The sequence below is a fragment of the Fructobacillus sp. ESL1096 genome (assembly GCF_058511985.1).
Window position 1 is genome coordinate 1287013 of record NZ_CP196400.1, and the last position, 20012, is coordinate 1307024.

At 44.8% G+C, this 20012-nt stretch carries 16 protein-coding genes; 15 read left to right on the plus strand and 1 reads right to left on the minus strand.

Annotated elements, in window-relative coordinates:
• Positions 1-10: 10 nt before the first annotated feature.
• From ACSYSR_RS06205 to ACSYSR_RS06275, 15 genes are all read left to right on the plus strand, one after another.
• Positions 11-1462 (plus strand): NCS2 family permease, encoded by a 1452-nt coding sequence (locus ACSYSR_RS06205; RefSeq protein WP_489815775.1) that lies wholly within the window; start codon positions 11-13, stop codon positions 1460-1462.
• 119 nt (positions 1463-1581) lie between these two features.
• Positions 1582-1797, plus strand: a complete 216-nt coding sequence (locus ACSYSR_RS06210; protein WP_252773775.1) for a cold-shock protein — start codon at positions 1582-1584, stop codon at positions 1795-1797.
• Positions 1798-1799: 2 nt separating this feature from the next.
• Positions 1800-2375: an NUDIX hydrolase gene (locus ACSYSR_RS06215; protein ID WP_489815774.1), complete on the plus strand. Its 576-nt coding sequence runs from the start codon at positions 1800-1802 to the stop codon at positions 2373-2375.
• Positions 2365-2673, plus strand: a complete 309-nt coding sequence (locus ACSYSR_RS06220; protein ID WP_252773777.1) for a hypothetical protein — start codon at positions 2365-2367, stop codon at positions 2671-2673. Before ACSYSR_RS06215 ends, ACSYSR_RS06220 begins: the two co-directional genes overlap by 11 nt.
• 21 nt (positions 2674-2694) lie before the next feature.
• Positions 2695-3372 carry a 5'-methylthioadenosine/adenosylhomocysteine nucleosidase gene (locus tag ACSYSR_RS06225; protein ID WP_252773778.1) on the plus strand — a complete coding sequence of 226 codons (678 nt, stop codon included), beginning with the start codon at positions 2695-2697 and terminating at the stop codon, positions 3370-3372.
• Between the two features lie 51 nt (positions 3373-3423).
• A complete protein-coding gene (gene ytpR, locus ACSYSR_RS06230) occupies positions 3424-4080 on the plus strand; it encodes a YtpR family tRNA-binding protein (protein WP_489815773.1) in 657 nt (218 codons plus the stop codon).
• A 14-nt stretch (positions 4081-4094) separates the two neighbouring features.
• Positions 4095-5429, plus strand: a complete 1335-nt coding sequence (murC, locus tag ACSYSR_RS06235) for a UDP-N-acetylmuramate--L-alanine ligase (protein WP_489815772.1) — start codon at positions 4095-4097, stop codon at positions 5427-5429.
• Between the two features lie 82 nt (positions 5430-5511).
• Positions 5512-6237, plus strand: coding sequence for a Bax inhibitor-1/YccA family protein (locus tag ACSYSR_RS06240; RefSeq protein WP_489815771.1), 726 nt, complete (start codon positions 5512-5514; stop codon positions 6235-6237).
• 81 nt (positions 6238-6318) lie between these two features.
• A complete protein-coding gene (gene polA, locus ACSYSR_RS06245; protein WP_489815770.1) occupies positions 6319-9009 on the plus strand; it encodes a DNA polymerase I in 2691 nt (896 codons plus the stop codon).
• A 31-nt stretch (positions 9010-9040) separates the two neighbouring features.
• A complete protein-coding gene (locus ACSYSR_RS06250) occupies positions 9041-9379 on the plus strand; it encodes a MerR family transcriptional regulator (RefSeq protein ID WP_489815769.1) in 339 nt (112 codons plus the stop codon).
• Positions 9380-9527: 148 nt separating this feature from the next.
• Positions 9528-10880 (plus strand): type I glutamate--ammonia ligase, encoded by a 1353-nt coding sequence (gene glnA, locus ACSYSR_RS06255; protein WP_489815768.1) that lies wholly within the window; start codon positions 9528-9530, stop codon positions 10878-10880.
• A 144-nt stretch (positions 10881-11024) separates the two neighbouring features.
• Positions 11025-14087: a mucin-binding protein gene (locus ACSYSR_RS06260; RefSeq protein ID WP_489815767.1), complete on the plus strand. Its 3063-nt coding sequence runs from the start codon at positions 11025-11027 to the stop codon at positions 14085-14087.
• Between the two features lie 177 nt (positions 14088-14264).
• Positions 14265-15455, plus strand: coding sequence for a metallophosphoesterase family protein (locus ACSYSR_RS06265; RefSeq protein WP_489815766.1), 1191 nt, complete (start codon positions 14265-14267; stop codon positions 15453-15455).
• Entirely contained in the window at positions 15445-17850 is a 2406-nt protein-coding gene (locus tag ACSYSR_RS06270; protein ID WP_489815765.1) for an AAA family ATPase, read from the plus strand. The genes ACSYSR_RS06265 and ACSYSR_RS06270 overlap by 11 nt, the downstream gene beginning before the upstream one ends.
• The gene (locus ACSYSR_RS06275) at positions 17843-18883 is read left to right on the plus strand and encodes a 3'-5' exoribonuclease YhaM family protein (RefSeq protein WP_489815764.1); all 1041 of its coding nucleotides are present in this window, start codon (positions 17843-17845) and stop codon (positions 18881-18883) included. Before ACSYSR_RS06270 ends, ACSYSR_RS06275 begins: the two co-directional genes overlap by 8 nt.
• A 204-nt stretch (positions 18884-19087) precedes the next feature.
• On the opposite strand, the gene ACSYSR_RS06280 is transcribed toward ACSYSR_RS06275, so the two are convergent.
• Entirely contained in the window at positions 19088-19987 is a 900-nt protein-coding gene (locus ACSYSR_RS06280) for a peptidylprolyl isomerase (RefSeq protein WP_489815763.1), read from the minus strand.
• Positions 19988-20012 lie beyond the last annotated feature (25 nt).

The following is a 20012-nucleotide window of genomic DNA, read 5'->3' on the forward strand; positions in this document are numbered from 1 at the left end:
GCCGGATAGCATGCAATCATTTTTTAAACTCAAAGAAAACAACACCACGGTACGCCGTGAAGTGGTGGCCGGGATTACGACTTTCGTGTCCATGGCTTACATTTTCTTCTTGAACCCACAAATTTTGGGCCAAACGGGGATGCCAGCTTTGGCTGTCTTCGTGGCAGCCATTATTGTGGCCGTTTTTGGAACTTTGGCGATGGGCTTGTATGCCAACGTTCCTTTTGCCCTAGCCCCTGGAATTGGGATGCAGGCCTATTTTACTTATACCATCGTCTTTGGCTTTGGCTTTAAGTGGCAACAGGCTTTGGCCATTGTTTTCTTGGTTGGAATTTTGGATGTCATGATTACGTTGACCCATGGTCGCCAAGCAATCGTGAAGGCGATTCCAACTGAGCTAAAAGCCGCAATTGGTGGTGGGTTAGGTGTCTTTGTGACCTATATTGGCTTGAAGAATGCTGGATTCATCAACTTTGTTATTGATGGTAACAACTTGATTACCGTTAATGATCAAGCCTATCATGGTGGATCAGTTCATGGTCCATTGACCTCCTTGTTGGCTTCTGGTGGGGTAACACCAGAATTAACGAAATTTACGCAAGCACCAGCACTTTTGGCCTTGATTGGCTTGCTGTTGCTAACCTTTATGTTGATTAAAAAGGTCCCAGGCGCATTTTTGATTACGCTAATCGTAACGACTTTGATTGGTATTCCAATGGGGGTGACAGATGTGCACCTGTCATCAGCAACTTCTTTGTCACACGCCTTTGCTGAATTTTCATCTACCTTTGGTGCTGCTTTTGGTCCACACGGTATGCAGTCACTCTTTGGTACTTGGCAAAAGACCATTTTGGCGGTCGTAACGATTTTCGCAATGGGCTTAACTGGTTTGTTTGATGCGATTGGAACTTTGATTGGCATTGGTAACCAGACCGGTATTTTCTCTAAGGAAGACCAAGAAGCCTTTGTTGCTGATAACTCCTTTAATTCGAAGATGGACAAGGCCTTGGTTGTCGATACCTTTACGACGACCTTAGCGGGAGCTGTTGGAACTTCGAATACGACAACCTTCATTGAATCAGCGACTGGGGTCGCGGCGGGTGGCCGAACTGGTTTGGCCAATGTCGTTACCTCGATTGGCTTCATATTGATGCTTTTCTTGGCACCATTGGTATCGATTGTGCCAACGGCCGCTATCGCACCACTGTTGATTGTGGTTGGAATCATGATGATGGCTGAGTTTAAAAAGATTGATTGGGCAGATTTGGCGGTCGCCTTGCCAGCCTTCTTTACGTCAATTTTTATGGCCTTCTCTTATTCAATTTCTTATGGAATTGCCGCAGGATTTATCTTTTATATTGTTGTCAAGATTGCCCAAAAGCAATTCAAGACGTTGTCACCAATTTTGCTGGTGATTACCGCCTTCTTCTTGATTAACTTTATCTTGATTGCGATTATTTAAAGCAAAGCAGGATTGAAAGACGACTTTTGTCGTCTTTTTTTTGGTCAATTTCAGTACTGATTTGACAGAAAGAAGACTTTTACTAAGCGATTCAGACCGTTTTTTGCTATAATAGAGCTATGAAATATGGAACAGTAAAAATTTGGCAAGCCGAACGTGGCTATGGCTATATCACACCCGATCAAAAGGGACCGGACGTTTACGTCCATTTTAACGGCATTGCTGGTGATGGTTTTAAATCCCTTCACCAGGGGCAACGAGTTGCCTACGTCCTGGTTCAAGGCAAGGATGCCTTTCAGGCTGCCCAAGTCCAGGTTATCGACAGAAAGGACTAAGCATGGCGGAAAAAGAACGGTTTTTATCAAAGCAAGATGTTTACCAAGGCAAGATTTTCTCTGTTGAGAAGCGCCAGGTGGAACTTGCTGACGGAAGTAAGGCGCAACGTGATATCGTCCACCATGCCTTGGCCGTTGGAATCTTGCCACTAGTAGATGCCGATCACGCTATCTTAGTTCGTCAATGGCGCGCTGCAGCCGATGATTTTGTGCTAGAAATTCCGGCTGGCAAAGTTGACAGTCGCGACCACGGAAACCAAGAGGAAGCCGCACGGCAAGCTGCTATCCGGGAACTAAACGAAGAGATTCGTTTTCATCCTGGTTCTTTGACGGCATTTGCGACTGTTTATGAAGCCATTGGCTTTACGGATGCAAAAATTGTCCTTTACCTAGCAACCGATATGACAGCTCTGGTAAATGCTAAACAACTGCCACAGGACCACGGCGAATCTTTGGACCTCTTGACGGTTTCCTATGATGAAATGGCCGCGCTTTATCAACGAGGCGAACTCAATGATCAAAAGACGTTGACGGCTTATTTCTACTGGACAAATTGGAGATTAACAAATGGCAAATAATCATTTTTTCACCCGGTCAGGGCAAAGTCGTGAAGATAAGAAGCGGGCAAAGATACGCAAGCAAGTTGAGCGTGAATATGAAAAGGCCCACCCGGATCAAATTACAGTGGTGGAGCCGGAAAACCGAGCCGAGATGCGCCTGACTAAAAAAGGTCGCTTTGAACTGGGATCAAATGGTGAATTAACAGAAAAGGGGAAGACAGACCGTCTAGCATACCGCTATAACCGTGGGATGATTTTAGTGGCAGTTTTGATTGTTTTGACGTATCTTTTCTTTTTCTTTGTCAATTTTAACTAAAGATCAGTGAGGAAACCTACTTTGAAGATTGGAATTATTACCCCAATGCCGGAAGAAAAAAAGGCATTGACGAACGCTATCCAAAACCCAGTTGAAAAAGACTTTGCTGATTTGACAGTTTTGGTTGGTGAATATGCTGGTCAAAAAATTTTTTTAGCGGAATCAGGGATTGGTAAGGTCGCTGCTGCAACGGCAACGACGATTTTAACCCAGGTTTTTGACGTGGATTTGGTCATCAATACCGGCTCTGCCGGCGCATTGCAACCAGAATTAGCCATAGGTGACCTGGTGATTGGTACGAAATTAACATACTTTGATGCTGACGTTACGGTCTTTGGCTATGACTTCGGACAGTTGCCAGCCCAACCAGCCTATTTTGAAGCTGATGCAGACTTGGTTCAGGCGTTTGAGGCCTTGACGGATAGCCAGGCCGGTTTGATTGTCTCTGGTGATAGCTTTGTTCAACAAGACAAAAAAGAAGAAATTAAACAACACTTTCCGCAGGCCCTTTTGGCCGAAATGGAAGGGGCAGCCGTTGCCCAAGTTGCAACGCGTTTTAACGTACCGTTTATTGTCTTGCGGGGCGTTTCTGATTTGGCTAATGGTGAATCATCTGTGACTTTTGATGAATTCGTTGTCGAGGCCGGCCAAAAATCAGCCCAATTATTACTGGCTTACCTAGATTCATTGTCTGCCTGAAGAGCGGATAGCCAGCAATTGAAAATATTTTGAGATAGAGGATAAAAAATCATGATTGCAGTTTATAATCAGGCAGCGGTTGGCGATATTTTAATGCTAACCTTTGCGCCAGCGACAAGCAAGGTGACCCAAGAAACCAAGGGACAGGTGACCAAGGTGGTTGATGCGCAAAGTAAGCAAACATTGGGCATCAATATTAATGGGGTCGGCCCAGCTTTGGCATTGACTGACCAAACCGGTCAAGTTTTTTTGACGGAAAGCCAAGTTGCTCAAGTGAACCAGATTCTGCAAGATGCTGGTTTTGACGATGCTATTGCCGTTGAACAATCAAACTTGGTTGTTGGTGAAGTCGTTTCAATGACTGGACATCCTGATTCTGATCACTTGCACGTGACTCAGGCAAACGTTGGTAATGGGAAAAACCTCCAAATCGTTTCTGGTTCTCCGAACATGCAAGAGGGAATCCGTGTCGTTGTTGCTAAGCCCGGCACAATGATGCCTTCCGGTGCCATTATTTGGGATGGCGCTTTGCGTGGTGTGCCATCAGCTGGGATGATTGTTTCTGGCCGCGAACTTAAGTTACCAGGTGCACCTGATAAGCCAGGCGCACTAGTTCTGCCAGCTGATTTTGGCCAAATTGGCCAGGCTTTTGATGCTGCTGCTGCCCAAAGTTTGTATGCGGACGGCTTGATTGATACAAACTATTAAGAGGGGCGATTGTCATGTCAGAGAAGTATTATTTGATCGGGATTAAGGGTACTGGAATGGGACCTCTTGCCCAAATTTTGCATGACCAAGGTAATGAGGTCTTGGGGTCGGATATTGACCAGTTTACCTATACCCAGGCGCCACTTGAGCAGGCAGGCATTAAAATTTTACCTTTTGACGCTCAAAACGTCTTGGATAATCAGGATGCAACTTTTATCCGTGGTAACGCCTTTGAGGATGACCAGGTTGAAGTTCAGGCCGCATTACAAGCTGGGGTTAAGATGATTTCTTATCCGGAGGCCGTTGCTAGGCAAATTGACCAGGCCACGACTATTGCGGTCGCTGGTGCTCATGGTAAAACATCAACTACCGGTCTTTTGTCACACGTCTTTAAGAACGTTGCCAAGACCTCTTACTTGATTGGGGACGGAACTGGCCACGGTGTGGCGGGTTCTGATTTCTTCGTTTTAGAGGCTGATGAATACCGGCGTCACTTTGCTCCATACCATCCGGACTATGCCATTTTGACCAACATTGACTTTGATCATCCGGATTACTACCATGATTTGGCAGATGTTCGCTCGGCTTTTGTTGATTTTGCCAAAGGTGTTAAAAAGGGCATTGTGGCTTGGGGTGATGATCCAAGTTTGCAGAAGTTGGGAGTTGACGTTCCCGTTTACTATTACGGTGATCAGGCCGGCCGTGATGACTTCTTGATTAGCAATGTTAAGAAGACGACTGCTGGCTCAACTTTTTCAGTCAGCTTTAAAGGGCAGGACTTGGGCGAATTTGCGATTCCAATTTTTGGTCAGCATAACGTCTATAATGCCACAGCGGTCATTGCCGTTGCATACCTGGAAGGTTTGGATTTGGCGAATGTTCGCGCGCACTTGTTGACTTATCCTGGGGTCAAGCGCCGCTTTTCTGAAAAGAAAGTTCAGGACATTGTCATTATCGATGACTACGCCCACCATCCAACGGAAATTCAAGCGACGATTGATGCTGCTCGGCAGAAGTACCCAGCAAAGGAAATTGTAGCGGTTTTCCAGCCGCACACATTTACTCGGGTGATTGCTTATAAGGATGAATTTGCCCAGGCTTTGCAGGCGGCTGATACGGTTTACTTGACGCCAATATTTGGTTCTGCCAGAGAAAGCAAAGGAACAGTTTCTGCCCAAGACATCGCCGATGCTTTGCCAAATGGCGCTGTTGTCTTGAAGGAAGACGATGTATCACCACTGTTGAAACACCATGACGCTGTTTTGGTCTTTATGGGAGCTGGTGATATTCAAAAGTACGAGTACGCTTATGAAAAACTGCTTGGCCAAACTTTGCCTGATTTGAATTAAGGGAAGACCCTTTAATCTAAGATTAAGATTTTTTTGTTACCATATAGATAGAAAAATTGACAATACCAATGGGAGGTATCTGATGGATAATTTTGATATGAACGCTCGCCGCGATGTGACGGGCGCTGATGAAGGCATGAAGTCCTTCTTCCAGCGTGTTTATGGCTATATGGCAATTGCCTTGGCTGTAACGGCCGTTGCCGGCTACGTCGTTCAACATTTCTTTTTGCAACAAGTTGCCCAACTCTTTTTGGGTAGCTGGATTGGGATGGCAGCGGTTGTTGTCGTTGAATTGGTCATTGTGGCCATGATTCGCAACGCTTCATTTGCCAATAATCCCTCCAAGGCCTTTGGTCTTTTGATGGCCTTTTCGGCTGTCCAAGGCTTAACGCTTGGTTTGATTTTGGCTGTTTACACGGTTGCTTCAGTCGGTGCTGCCTTTATTTCAACTGCGGCTTTGTTTGCCGGTATGGCTGCTTATGGTTATTTTTCAAAGAAGTCAATGGCTTCAATGGGCCCAATCCTCTTTGGCTCACTGATTGGGATCATTGTGGCATCAGTAATTAATATCTTCATGGGTTCTTCAACCATGCACTTGTTGATTTCAGTGGCAACTGTTATCGTGTTTGCTTTGTACACTGCTTACGACAACAATACATTACGTCGGGTTTATGTTCAATTGTCAGCTAACGGTGCGAGTGAAGCTCAGACAACCGGGTTGGCCGTGTCTGGGGCTTTGATGCTCTACCTTGATTTCATGAACATTTTCTACGCTTTGATCCAACTTTTCGGCGATAACCGAAATTAACACGTCAGAAAAACTAACATCGCTCGCTTCGGCGAGCTTTTTTTGTGCTAAACTACAAACAAGTTAAATAAGGACTAACCAATGACTAAAAAACTACTTTTAATTGATGGAAATTCGCTGGCGTTTCGGGCTTTCTACGCGATGTACCAACAGCTAGACCGAATGGTAACACCGGAAGGATTACATACCAATGCCCTTGTGGCTTTTAATAACTTTTTAGAATCAATCGTCTTACCAATGCAACCTGACTATGCTCTTGTCGCTTGGGATGCTCAATCAGGTAAGAAAACCTTTCGTGGTGATCTTTATGCTGACTATAAGAGTGGTCGGGATAAGACACCGGTTGAATTTAAGGAACAATTTCCATACCTGCGTGAAATGGTGTTAGCACATGGTCTTCATAACTACGAACAAAATGGTTTGGAAGCAGACGATATCATTGGGACACTATCAAGGGAAGGAGAAAAAGCGGGTGATGACGTCACCATCATTACCGGAGACCAAGATTTGACGCAGTTGGCTACCGATCAGGTGACTGTGAAAATTACCAAAAAAGGTGTGACTCAGATTGAAGAATACACACCCGCTCATATAAAAGAAAAGTTCGGGCTGACACCAGCGCAGATTATTGATAAAAAGGCTTTGACTGGTGATACCTCTGATAATTATCCTGGGGTAACAAAGGTTGGTGAAAAGACAGCTTTGAAACTGTTAACTGAATACCATGATCTGGATAACTTATACGCCCATGTTGACGATATGAAAAAGTCCAAGATGAAGGAAAATTTGATTGCGGATAAGGAAGTTGCCTATCGCGCACGAAAATTGGCCACAATCATTACTGATGCTGATTTATCAATTTCCTTGGGGGACTTAGCCTACAATGGACCGAAAACCAAGGGCTTGGTTGAACTGTTTGAGAGCTTACATTTCAAATCAGCGCTGGCCAAGCTTAAAGCGCATCAATTGGTTGGTCAAGATGATACTTCCGTTGAAGAGGTCGAGTCACGAGGCGCTAATTTTCAGCCAGTCAAGGAATTGAACGATGCGGCCTTAGCTGCCCTTGCTAAAGCAGATACCTTAGCGATTCAGATCGATACAGATGCGGATAATTATCATACAGCTGACATGCTAGCCTTTGCTATCGGTAATGATGATTTGGGGTACTTTGCCAGTCTTGACTTTACCTGGTTTGAAAATCAGACACTCCGTGACTTGATTGAAAATCCAAAACAGAAGTTACGACTTTTCAATGCCAAGGAAGTTTGGGTTTTGATGCATCGCTTGGATTTGCAGCTTGCTGGTGTTGATTTTGACTTTATGCTCGTCGCCTATCTGCTTGATACAGTTGGCAATGACAATGTCTTGTCAACCCTGGCCGCTCGCTTCGGTTTGTATCTGCCAGCTGATGAAGATTTTTATGGCAAAGGTGCCAAGTTTGCTGTGCCCACTGATGATCAGGAGGTTTATGATCACCTTGGACACAAGGCGGAAGCGCTTTATGGCTTGCGTGACAAGGCCTTTGAGGAATTGGCTGAGCACAAGCAAACAGATCTCTACCATGATGTTGAGTTGCCATTGTCATTTGTCTTAGCCAAGATGGAAGCCCAAGGGTTTGCCGTTAAGGAAGACCGTTTGGAAAAGATGGGCCAGGAACTTGACGAAAAAATTAGCCAACTCAAGGAAGAAATTTATCGGATTGCCGGTGAGGAATTTAACATTAATTCGACCAAGCAGTTAGGGACGTTGCTCTTTGAAAAGATGAACTTGCCAGTGATTAAGAAGACAAAGACCGGTTATTCAACTGCTGTTGAAGTCTTGGAAGAATTGGCACCACAGGCGCCAATCGTTAGCCATATTCTTGAATATCGGCAACTGGCCAAGATTAAATCGACTTATGTTGATGGCCTCTTGGCCGTTGTTGGTCAAGCTGATCAAAAAATCCACACCCGGTTCTTACAGACGTTGACTCAGACTGGTCGGCTGTCATCGGTTGACCCGAACCTGCAAAACATTCCGATGCGGACGGAGGAGGGGCGTAAAATTCGCCACGCCTTTGTTCCCAGTCATCCCGATTGGTTGATTTTCGGTGCGGATTATTCGCAGATTGAATTACGGGTCTTGGCCGCCATTACTGGTGATCCAAACATGAAGAAGGCCTTCATGGATGATGATGACATTCACGCCGAAACGGCTCGCGCCGTCTTTGGCTTGAAGGCCAATGAACCGGTTGATGCTAACCATCGCAGAACGGCTAAGGCCGTTAACTTTGGCATTGTCTATGGTATTTCTGATTTTGGTTTATCAAAGAACCTTGGCATTTCGCGCAAGGACGCTAAGGCCTTTATCGAAACCTATTTTAAGGAGTTCCCTAAGATTCATGGATGGATGGAACAGATTAAGGAGCAGGCTCATCAAGATGGTTTTGTTGAAACGATTGAACATCGCCGTCGCTACCTGCCAGAGATCAATTCCAAGAACTTTAACCGTCGATCATTTGCTGAACGAACAGCAATGAATTCGCCAATCCAAGGTTCGGCAGCTGATATTATTAAAATTGCCATGATTAAGGTTGATCAGGCCTTAACCAAAGAGGGCTTACAAGCCAAAATGCTTTTGCAAGTTCACGATGAACTGGTCTTTGAATGTCCAAAAGAGGAGTTAGAGCAAGTACGAAAGTTAGTAACCTCCGTGATGGATTCCGCCGTTCATTTGTCCGTACCATTGAAAGTTGAGGACCATGCCGGTCCCACCTGGTACGAAGCCAAGTAAGGTTTTCATCACCAGCTGAAAGGAGTTTTTCATGTCCAGTTCTGAATTGCAACGTAACCGAGCCGTTTTACCAATGTCAACCGTCCGTGAGTTGACTCTTCTAACCGACCGCCAGATTCGTTACTATGAACAGCACGAATTAATCACTCCAAAACGTGGTAAGGGTGGTCAACGGCGGTTTTCCCTAAATGATATTGACCGCCTCTTGCAAATTAAAGATTACCTCGATGCTGGTGATTCTACTGCCGATATCAAAGAACTCTTTGCTAAGGCCGAGCGGAAAAATCAGCAACAGATTGGTGCTGATAGCAGTCTGCGCCGTTCATTGCAAGATGAATTTGCTCAAATTGCTCGCTTTAATAACCACTGATTTTGACGGTTGATTGACCGAACAAAATGTATTTTGTGAACAATGAATTGATGATTGAAAAAGCTGACCAGTTGGCCAGCTTGGCTGGAGAAAGCCTTCAGCCAAGAAAAAATGTACCCACTATAGCAGCCAAGTAAAGGAGTCTCCAATGGCAAAACCTTCTTACACAAAAGCAGACATTAAGCAGATCGTTCAAGACGAACAAGTTGAATTCATTCGCGTGACATTCACTGACGTGTTGGGCGCTATCAAGAACGTTGAAGTGCCAGTTTCACAACTGGACAAGGTCTTAGATAATGACCTGATGTTCGACGGTTCTTCAATTGAAGGATTCGTTCGGATTAACGAGTCTGATATGTATCTTTATCCTGATTTGTCAACATTCATGATTTTCCCATGGGCAACTGACGCGCATGGTGGAAAAGTTGCTCGTTTGATTGCAGACGTGTATTCAAAGGACCGGACACCATTTAAAGGGGACCCACGAATTGCCTTAAAGGCCGCCGTTTCACGCGCCGAAGCCGAAGGCTTTACTGCTTTTAACGTTGGTACTGAACCAGAATTCTTCTTGTTCAAGTTAGATGAAAAGGGTGAACCAACCATGGAACTAAACGACCATGGAAACTACTTCGACCTGGCTCCATTGGACCGTGGTGAAAATGTTCGTCGTGAAATCGTTTTGACACTGGAAAAGATGGGCTTTGAAGTTGAAGCTGCCCATCACGAAGTTGCTGCTGGTCAGCATGAAGTTGACTTCAAGTATTCAGACGCTGTTGACATGGCTGACAAGATTCAGACTTTCAAGTTGGTTGTGAAGACAATCGCCCGTAAGAACGGTTACTATGCTACCTTCATGCCAAAGCCAGTCTCTGGTATCAATGGCTCAGGAATGCACACAAACATGTCTTTGTTTGATAAGCAAGGCAATGTTTTTGATGGTCATGATGCTGACAAGAATTTGGGCTTGTCTGATACAGCAATGCATTTCTTGGGTGGTGTTTTAAAGCACGCCCCGGCCTTGACTGCCTTGGCTAACCCAACGGTTAACTCATATAAGCGTTTGACGCCTGGCTTTGAGGCCCCAGTTTATGTTGCTTGGTCAGCATCAAACCGTTCACCAATGGTGCGAGTACCTGCCTCACGTGGTTTAGCTACTCGCTTGGAATTGCGTTCAGTTGACCCAACAACCAACCCTTACACCGTTTTGGCGGCAATCTTATCAGCAGGTTTGGATGGTATCGATAACAAGTTGGAACCATCGGCTGCAGTTGATAAAAATATTTACTTGATGGACGAAAACGAACGTAAGAAGGCCGGGATTGTAAACTTGCCCGATACGTTGTTGGCTGCCCTTGATGAATTAAGTAATGATGATGTTGTCATCGATGCAATTGGTACTCATATTACTGATAAGTTTATCGAAGCAAAGCGCATCGAATATACGTCATATCGTCAATTCGTTTCACAGTGGGAATTGGATAACTATTTCATGAACTATTAATTCATATTTTAAAACCGGCTGTAGGCCGGTTTTTTTATAAATGAAGTAGATTTATTTGTTATTTGATATATTGAAAAAATAAAAGTATCTGTTATAATATGTTTGTAACATAAACAATTTAATAAACATATAAGGAAAGTTTTTATGGAACAGCAAATGGAACATTACAAGATGTATAAATCAGGGAAAAAGTTGGTGTATGCTTCAATCGTTGTTTTTTCATTGTTTGCAACGAGCGGATTTTTAGCCAATCAAGAAAAGGTCTCGGCTGATACAACACCATCAAGTACTACGTCATCAGCTAGCACTGCAAGTAGTACAACACCATCAAGTACTACGACATCAGATAGTACGGCAAGTAGTACAACACCATCAAGTACTGCGACATCAACTAGCACTGCAAGTAGTACAACACCATCAAGTACTGCGGCATCCGATAGTACGGTAAGTAGTGTAACACCATCAAGCAGTACAGCTTCAGCAGATGCTACACAATCTGATGACACTCTTGTGCGAAGTGGGCAAACTTCAGCTGATAGTTCAAACCTATCTGGATTACAAATTTCAATTTCTAACGAAGCTCAAACCTTGGCTGCTGGTAGCACACTGAATTTAACAGTGAATGTCAGTTTGAATTCTTTGGCCACTTCTGTTAAAGCCGGTGACAAGATTACGTTGACCATTCCTAACAATTTGGTTAATTGGGATGCGGTTACTACTACCGGTGGTAATCAATATGGAACTTTTTCTCATGACGCTTCAACAAATACGCTGACTTTTACTTTTTCTAAGAATTTTGAAAATCAAGTTGGTTCATTTGGTTTCGGAGTTCATGCCCCCATTAAGTCTGATGCACCAGATACAAGCGATAATGTGATTACGTCTACGTTTGTTGCTTCTGATGGGCAAAGTTTAACCATTCCAGTTTCTTATGCCAAGTTTAGTACAGGGGCAGTGCCTCCTGCACAGCCCCTGCCGGCTGGTACTAATCGTATGCAAGCCCCTGGAACTGGTGTCGGAACTAATGATCACAAGTATAGTGGTGATGATATTACGACTAATGATGCAGTTAGTCACTGGCCAGAAGTTTTTTCTAATCAGATTAATCAAGATGGGAAAACTATTACAACAAATGTGATGAGCCTTTATGATATCTTGCAACCGGATCAAGATAACTCAAAATCATTGACCGGTCGAAAATATCTGTTTGAAGTTTCTGGTCCCGATGCTTCGATTGATTACAATTCATTCCGTTTCCAGTTACCAAAAAATGGGACTACCACTGCAGGTCAGGGCTGGGGTACTTTAAGTCAAATTCAGAATGGAGATATTGACGGACAGGCCCATCCAGGTTTTATTTTAGTTCCTTTATCCTCAACTGAAGCACAATTGATTATTCCTGATGGTATGGACATTCAAAACATGACCGTCTTCTTTAATCTAATTGCTCCAGATTACCAGGGAACTTATACTTATAATCAACCTTATACTGATAATCAAGGAACTGGTAGTTGGAATGTTTCATACAACATGACTTGGCAAAATCCATATGCTTCGTTTGCTTCGGTACCGGTTATTTCAGTTCCACAGTCTAAGTTCGCAATGACAACTGATAACATTCCTGATGTGAACGCTTGGCTAAAATCAGATGTAACGGCCAGTGTCACAACAGATAGTGGTAACGTTGATCTAACCAAGGATATTCAGATACTAAATGATGGTGGTGCAACGGCTGCTTGGAATAATAAGCAGCCAGGGACGTACACAGTTAGCTATCAAGTTGTTTATCAAACAACAGATTCTACCGGCAAGACCCTCTACTCAATGGCGAAGGCAACAGGTAGTGTAACGATTGCTTCTCCATCTAGTCCTAATGTTCAACAGGGCAAAGTAATTGTTCGTTATACGGACGAAAACAATCAAGAGATTGCTGGAATGCCTGAAAAAGAATTGATTGGTTTGACAGGAACTGTCTATACTGTTGATACACCAAGTATTAAAGGTTATCATTATCAAAAAGCTGATGCGGCATTAGTCGGCGCCTTTGGAACAAGTGATCAGCCAACGACGATAACTTTGTCGTACGCTAAGGATGCGCCAACCGTAACCAATGAAACGAAGACGGTTAATGAAACCGTGCATTATCAATATGCTGATGGTGGACAGGCTGCTGCTGATTACGTTGCCACTCCAGTTACTTTGACACGGACGGTTTCAACAGATGCTGTAACTGGCGAAAAAACTTATGGTAACTGGACTGCAGATCAAAGTTTCCCAGCTGTAACCAGTCCAGCACTGAAGGGTTATACCGCAAATCAGCCCGAAATTGCAGCTCAAACAGTTGATGGTGATTCAAAGGATTTGGATTTCATCGTTACTTACACGAAGAACGCCCCAGCACAGTCAACGGATACCAAAACAGTAAAGGAAACGGTTCACTATCAGTACGCTGACGGTAGTAAGGCAGCTGACACTTATGAGAAGGATGTAACCTTTACTCGTACTGCATATACGGATGCTGTGACCGGCGATGTGACTTACGGAGCATGGAGTGCTGACCAAGATCTCGTTGCTGTTCAAAGCCCTTCTTTGAAGGGGTATACGGCAGACAAGTCTGAAATAGCGGCTCAAAAGGTAACTGGCGACTCTCAAAACTTAGACTTCACCGTAACTTACACTAAAAATGCACCGGCTGAATCAACTGATACGAAGACGGTTAATGAAACAATTCACTATCAGTACGCTGACGGTAGTAAGGCAGCTGACGACTATGTGGCTACGCCAATTACCTTCACTCGTAGTGTCTCAACTGATGCCGTAACTGGTGAAAAGACCTATGGTGATTGGACAGCAAATCAAAGTTTTGCAGCAGTAACCAGTCCGACATTACAGGGTTATACGGCTGACCAAACGAGCATCGCTGCTCAAAATGTAACGCCAGATTCAAGTGACTTGGTTTACACCGTTAAATACACGAAGGATGAGCCTAAAGGCACGACCACGACAACAACTGATTCAAATGATGGAAATGTGGTTGTTCAAAATCAAATTGACAAAGTTGTTAATCCTCAGGCTGACACCAATCACGTTTTGCCAAATACGGGATTGAGGTCTGAACGAAATCAGTCCAATACGAATCTTTTGTTTGCTCTATTTGCTAGCTTTGCAGGACTTGGAATTTTCTCACGTCGTAAGAAGAATAAGTAATAATATTAGCTAAATCAGAAGGCAAGAATCGTCTCTACGATTCTTGCCTTTTTTTATGAAAAAAATACGAAATTCCTTGTGGTTAGTGGCAAAAGTAGGGACGTATTTTGTATAATAGAGAATACGAACGCCTGTTCTCTTTGGGCGAGTTGATGAAAAGACAGTGGAAGGAAGACTATGCTTAGTTTTATTCATGCCGGGGATGTTCATCTGGGCAACCCCTTTACCGGATTGAGCCAAAAGCTGAGCCCGGACTTTCAAAAAAAGGTTCAATTGGCGACTTTTACGGCGCTGAACCGCTTGCTTGAATTTGCGGTTGACCAAGAGGTTGATCTGGTTTTATTCCCAGGTGACCTGTACCACGGTGCCGACAATTCACCACTTATTCAGGAGCACTTAACGAAAGTCTTGACGCAGTTGAATCAGGCTGGCATTTGGTCTGCCATTTCCTTTGGAAACCACGATTTCCAGCAAGGACAGCAAGTCCATCCAACTTGGCCAGAGCGAGTTTTGGTTTTTGGCCCGGAAGTTGAAACAAAGACAATTACGACTAAATCAGGTGCAAAAGTTTCCATTTCAGCCTTTTCCTATACGAATCAACACCATCGTCAGTCAGCTTTGCCGAGTTATCCGGTCAAGCAGGCTGGAGTTGATTATCATTTAGGGATGTATCACGGCGTGGTTGGCCAGGAAGGTGGGAACTATGCGGCCTTCTCATTAAAGGACATGATGGCAAAGGGGTATGATTACTGGGCCCTTGGCCATATTCATGTTCGTCAAATTTTGCACCGTAACCCTGTAGTTGCCTATTCTGGTAACCTCCAGGGTCTCAACCACAATGAGACTGGCGAAAAGGGCTTTTTCCTAGTTTCCGACCAGGATGGTCAAGGTCTAGTACCGGAGTTTTATCCAGTTGCGCCTGTTTTATGGCAACAAGTCGAAATCTCGAACTGTCCTGATTTGGTAACTTTGCAGGGCCAGTTAAATGCTTACCGCTGGGAACAGCCAACCTTGGTGATACTAGAATTAACCGGGCAGGTTGGTCCGGATATTCAAGCTGCCGCGCGCTTTGGAACCTTATTGGAAAGCTTGCAAGCTAGCCGAAAAAGTACTAGTGACTACTGGCCGGTCAAAGCTCAGGTTGTGACAAAGGCTGCTAATCAGAAACATTCACGTCCAGGATTGCCAGCTGATGTTGACCTACAGGCAGCCATTCGCCGGGTCGTCCAGGCAGACAGTATTGGGCAGTGGCTTTCTGATCAGGCTCCGGCGTTTATCAGAGATTATTTTTATTCAGAAGAGGGGCAGGCCGACTTAGCCGACCGTCTTTACCAGGACCTAGTGGAAGGAGGCCAGGATGAAGATTAAAACTATTCATATTTCTGGTTTCGGCCGTTGGTCAGATTTAACACTAACTGATTTGGCCGACTTTCAGGCTTTTTTTGGTCAAAATGAAGCCGGAAAATCGACCCTTAAGGCTTTTATCTTGGGCGTTTTTTTTGGCTACAAGGCCCGAGCTAGTCAAAAATATGAACCCCGGTCGGGAGCGGCCTATGGTGGCTACCTGGACTTAGAAATCAGTCAGAAAACCTATCGTATTCAACGAATTAATCGAACACAGTCGGAGTTAACGGTCGTTAACTTGGCGGATGGTCAGGCTCTGGCTGATGGCGAAGAATTTTTAACCCAACTATTTGGACCACTGAGTCGAGTGGACTATGAGCAGATTTTTGCCTTCGATGCCAAAGACTTACAGTTAGTCAATCAGTTGACGGGTCCTGATTTGGAAAAACACTTGTTGACCTACACGCAACCGCGGGCGTCAAAGTGGTTAGCCTGGGCAACTGACCAGCAAAAAGAGGGGAGTCAACTCTTTGCTAAACAAAAAACAGGTAAGCGCCCGCTGAACCTAGCAAGTCAGGCTTACCAGCACCAGCAGGAAAGCCGCTTCGATCTGGCACAATCATTAAGCCAGTATCTTGAAAAAGGCAATCAGGTGGAAGGCCTACAGAAACAAACTGCGGGCCAAGACCAACAATTAGCAGTGACTAAGGAGCAATTAATAACGGCTCGGGATTTGTTGTCCTATTGGGAGCTTTATCAAGAAGCACTGGCATTGGAAGCTGCGGGTGCTGATGGTGGGCAGCAAGTCAACCGTTCCCAACAAAAAATTAGTGTCGCGGATCAGGACCAGTTAAAGCAATTAGCCCTGCAACTCGACTGGCTGAACCAGCAACTAGAGGAGGCCAATCAACGTCGAGCTAAACTTAAAGATAGTCAATTGACTAGCCTCAATCAGGCCGAAGTTATGGCCGTGCTGGAGGAATTGACCGAAACCAGCCAATCTCTCAAGGGAGTACTGGGACAGATTCATAGTGCCGACCGGCAAGTTGAAAAGTTTAAACAACAATTTCGCGGGAGAGCACCAGAACCGCTTAATACCGCTGATTTCCGTCTTCTTCAGGAACAAAATTATTGGCTTGGTGGAGCAGTGGCCAGTGGGGTGCTGTTAATCGGATCCTTTTTTCTACGATTGGCCCTACCGGTTGAAGTTCTTTTAGCCGCTGTCACTTTCGTCGCTGGCTATTTAGCCAAAGGTCATCATGACCGAGTTGCCGCAGTGATGGCTCCCTTTGCGCCCTGGAATAAGGAAACGATTCTGGCAGGCCAGTACGCTGCCACGTTGGCTCAAGATGCTAAAAAGTTGTCTCGTGACCTAGGCCGTCAGGCCCAGAGGTTAGCCAGCCAAATTAGTCACCACTTGAACCAAATTGATGCCAAGCGCTTTACCCATCTCCATGAATCAATGGAAGATAATTATCAAGATTTGCTGGCGGCCGTCGATCAGGCCAGTCAACTGTACGGCTTGGATCCGGCTGCCGGCTTAAAGCGACGGGTAGAAAAGGATCATGTGGCCGACCTTGAACACCAACTTTATCAGGAACGTGATCAAGTGCAGGCACAGATACAAAAAATTTTGCAAGAAAACAGGTTGACCTCACTTGGTCAGTTGTCCACTGCTTTAGCTAAGCAAAATGACCGAGATAAGAACGACCAGCGCCTGGCTGATTTATACCAACAGATTGGTGCAGACCGTCGTCAACGGTTGGTCAAATATCGAAACCGTCCTGCCTTAGAAAAGGCAGTAACGGATCTGGTAGAAAACCAAAAGCGCCTTGAGTTTGCTCAAGACCAGGCTAACCAGCAAGTCCAAGCCCTGCAAGTTGACCAGGCTGCCTTGGTTTCTGAAACCCAGTTTCAGGATTTGACCCAGGCGGTGGCTAACCAGGCGGCACGCTTGACCGAAGACTTTGGTCGATACCTAGAAAAGTCGCTCTTACCGGCTTTGATTCAAAATATTTTTAATGGTCAGGACCAAGCTTTGAGCAGTCGGGTTCAAGATCAAGCGGGAACTTACTTGCAGCGTTTGACCCTGGGCCACTACCCAAAAATGCAAATTACGGAGAAACAGGTCCAAGTTTTTGACCGAAACAACCAGTCCTTCACTTTGGCTGAGTTGTCGACCGGAGCGGCAGACCAGGCTTATTTGGCTGTTCGCTTGGCCTTGATTACAAGTTTGCAGTTAACAGAAGGCTTGCCAATCCTAGTTGATGATGCCTTTGTAAATTTTGATGAGAACCGTCAGGCGGAAGTGCTATCCTTATTACAGGACTTGGCGCAAGACCGGCAAGTTCTTTTTTGGACTTTTACCGGTCAGCAAGTAGCCGACCAGCAGATTAATTTAGGAGAGATAAATGGCTAAGTTATTATTACAGTACCGCGAAAATGATCCGGTTGATGCCTTTGCCTTGTTAAAGAAGGCTGAAGTTCGTCAAACGAAGACTGGCAAGGATTATTTGGCTTTGACCTTTGCCGATAGGTCGGGTGATATTCCTGGAAACCTGTGGGATGTGACTAAAGAAGGCATTGAACAGTTTCAAGCTGGCCGAGTCGTTAAGGTTACGGGTACTCGGTCAGCTTTTAAAGGCAACCCGCAAATTCAAATCAGTCAACTTCGTTTGACTGATAATGGTGAACCTAGTTCAGCAGCAGATTTTATCAAAAGCGCCCCCGTTAAAAAAGCTGATTTAGAAGCAGAGCTAACGGATACAATCTTTAAGATTACTCAGCCAACATGGAACCGCTTAGTTCGCCAATTGTTCAAGAAGTTCCACGATGACTTCATGGAATTTCCTGCTGCCAAGACGAACCACCATGCCTTTGCTCGTGGCTTGGCCTTTCATAGCCTGTCAATTGCGCGCTTAGCGGAAACGGTTAGCGACCTTTATCCTCAGTTAAATAAGGACTTGTTGCTGGCCGGTGCGCTTTTGCACGACTTGGGCAAGGTGATTGAGCTTTCAGGGCCGGCCTCAACGGAGTATACTCGGGCCGGCAAGCTGATTGGCCATATCACGCTGATTGACGAGCAACTGGTTTTAGCAGCCAATGAGCTGAAGATGGATTTGAATCAGGAGGATGTTCTGATTTTACGACACGTTGTGCTGGCCCATCATGGTCTTTTGGAGTATGGATCACCCGTTCGCCCCCAGATGATGGAAGCCGAAATTCTGCATCAGTTAGATGAGATGGATGCTTCAATTCAAATGCTGACGGGTGCTATGGAACAAACAGAACCTGGTGAGTTTTCCAAGCGGATTTTTGCCATGGATAACCGGGCCTTTTACCGTCCGGAAGGTGTTCAAAGAGCAGAGGGGCCAACGGATGACGATTTGCCACCGCTACCACCAGAAGACCCTGAAGCGGGGTCGCCAATTGACCCAACGGCGCTGTTCTGAATTTTAAAAAAGGTGTGGGTAAATCGGTACCAAGTGAAACCTGGCCAGATGTTCATGCGTGTTCAAGCAAGTTTTGCCAAAGGCTTCGTGTGTCCAGGAAACTCTTAATGAAGCGGGGCAACCAAGTGCTCTTACAAGCTACAACACTAAAAAAGAGGATTCCGATTGGAATCCTCTTTTTGTTTTTAAACTATCACTGATTGATTAAACGCCGGCAGTTAAGTAACCTGACAAGGCATTCTTCAAATCAGAATCTTTGATGGTGACATCGTTCTGACGGAGAATTTTACCAACAATCTTTTGAATTTCAGTTGAGTTGTTTGAATCGTTCAAGAAGTCGCTGGTCAACTTATCCTTCAATTTTTGTTCAACCTTGCTCTCGGCAGGCTTACTTGCCATATTGTCAGTACGGACAACATAGTAGTTTGAGCCAGATGAAGGCTTAACTGGTGCTGATGAATAAGTACCGTTATCCTGGTTAAAAGCGGCCTTCCGAATTTCAGAATCAACTGTCGTATTGGTTGAATCAAAGGCAGGCAATTGACCGGACTTATTGACCTGGGCGTTCTTTGATGAATACTGCTTGTAGACATCATCCCATGAAGTTCCGTTGTTTAAGGCATCGATTGCCTGTTGAGCGGTATCCTCGTCTTTGGCTGTAATCAAAGAAATTGTAGTATCAGGGACGTAGTTGTTATAGGCGTCGTTTAACTTATCCTTTGAGATCTTATAGTTGGCCTTAACGGCTGCGTTCATGACAAGCTTTTCACGCAATGAATCCTTGTACTGAGTGTCTGTCAAACCTGATTGTGACAACATTGAAGCAAATGAATCGCCATATTGAGCCTTGGAAGTCGTGTAGGCATTGGTAACATCTGATTTTGAAACCTGTGAGCCGTATTGTTTTTCCAAGACCTTATCAATCACCATTTGGGCGAAGACTTGCTTACCAGCAGACGAGGACTTGACCTTGTCGTAATATTCTTCTTGGGTAATCTTACCGGCATCGGTTGTGGCCAATGTCTTTGACGTTGACAAACCGAGATAGGCAACGCCAGCAATAAAGACGATGACGATGAATCCCCAGATAACTTTGCGGTGCATAAAATTAGTTTCCTTCCGAATTGAA

What these genes read in the sequence shown, in the direction of transcription:
- ACSYSR_RS06205 (WP_489815775.1), top strand. Translation starts at nt 11, where the DNA reads ATGCAATCATTTTTTAAACTCAAAGAAAACAACACCACGGTACGCCGT.
- murC (WP_489815772.1), top strand. Translation starts at nt 4,095, where the DNA reads ATGTCAGAGAAGTATTATTTGATCGGGATTAAGGGTACTGGAATGGGA.
- ytpR (WP_489815773.1), top strand. Translation starts at nt 3,424, where the DNA reads ATGATTGCAGTTTATAATCAGGCAGCGGTTGGCGATATTTTAATGCTA.
- ACSYSR_RS06210 (WP_252773775.1), top strand. Translation starts at nt 1,582, where the DNA reads ATGAAATATGGAACAGTAAAAATTTGGCAAGCCGAACGTGGCTATGGC.
- ACSYSR_RS06215 (WP_489815774.1), top strand. Translation starts at nt 1,800, where the DNA reads ATGGCGGAAAAAGAACGGTTTTTATCAAAGCAAGATGTTTACCAAGGC.
- ACSYSR_RS06250 (WP_489815769.1), top strand. Translation starts at nt 9,041, where the DNA reads ATGTCCAGTTCTGAATTGCAACGTAACCGAGCCGTTTTACCAATGTCA.
- ACSYSR_RS06275 (WP_489815764.1), top strand. Translation starts at nt 17,843, where the DNA reads ATGGCTAAGTTATTATTACAGTACCGCGAAAATGATCCGGTTGATGCC.
- ACSYSR_RS06280 (WP_489815763.1), bottom strand. Translation starts at nt 19,987, where the DNA reads ATGCACCGCAAAGTTATCTGGGGATTCATCGTCATCGTCTTTATTGCT.
- ACSYSR_RS06260 (WP_489815767.1), top strand. Translation starts at nt 11,025, where the DNA reads ATGGAACAGCAAATGGAACATTACAAGATGTATAAATCAGGGAAAAAG.
- polA (WP_489815770.1), top strand. Translation starts at nt 6,319, where the DNA reads ATGACTAAAAAACTACTTTTAATTGATGGAAATTCGCTGGCGTTTCGG.
- glnA (WP_489815768.1), top strand. Translation starts at nt 9,528, where the DNA reads ATGGCAAAACCTTCTTACACAAAAGCAGACATTAAGCAGATCGTTCAA.
- ACSYSR_RS06270 (WP_489815765.1), top strand. Translation starts at nt 15,445, where the DNA reads ATGAAGATTAAAACTATTCATATTTCTGGTTTCGGCCGTTGGTCAGAT.
- ACSYSR_RS06240 (WP_489815771.1), top strand. Translation starts at nt 5,512, where the DNA reads ATGGATAATTTTGATATGAACGCTCGCCGCGATGTGACGGGCGCTGAT.
- ACSYSR_RS06265 (WP_489815766.1), top strand. Translation starts at nt 14,265, where the DNA reads ATGCTTAGTTTTATTCATGCCGGGGATGTTCATCTGGGCAACCCCTTT.
- ACSYSR_RS06220 (WP_252773777.1), top strand. Translation starts at nt 2,365, where the DNA reads ATGGCAAATAATCATTTTTTCACCCGGTCAGGGCAAAGTCGTGAAGAT.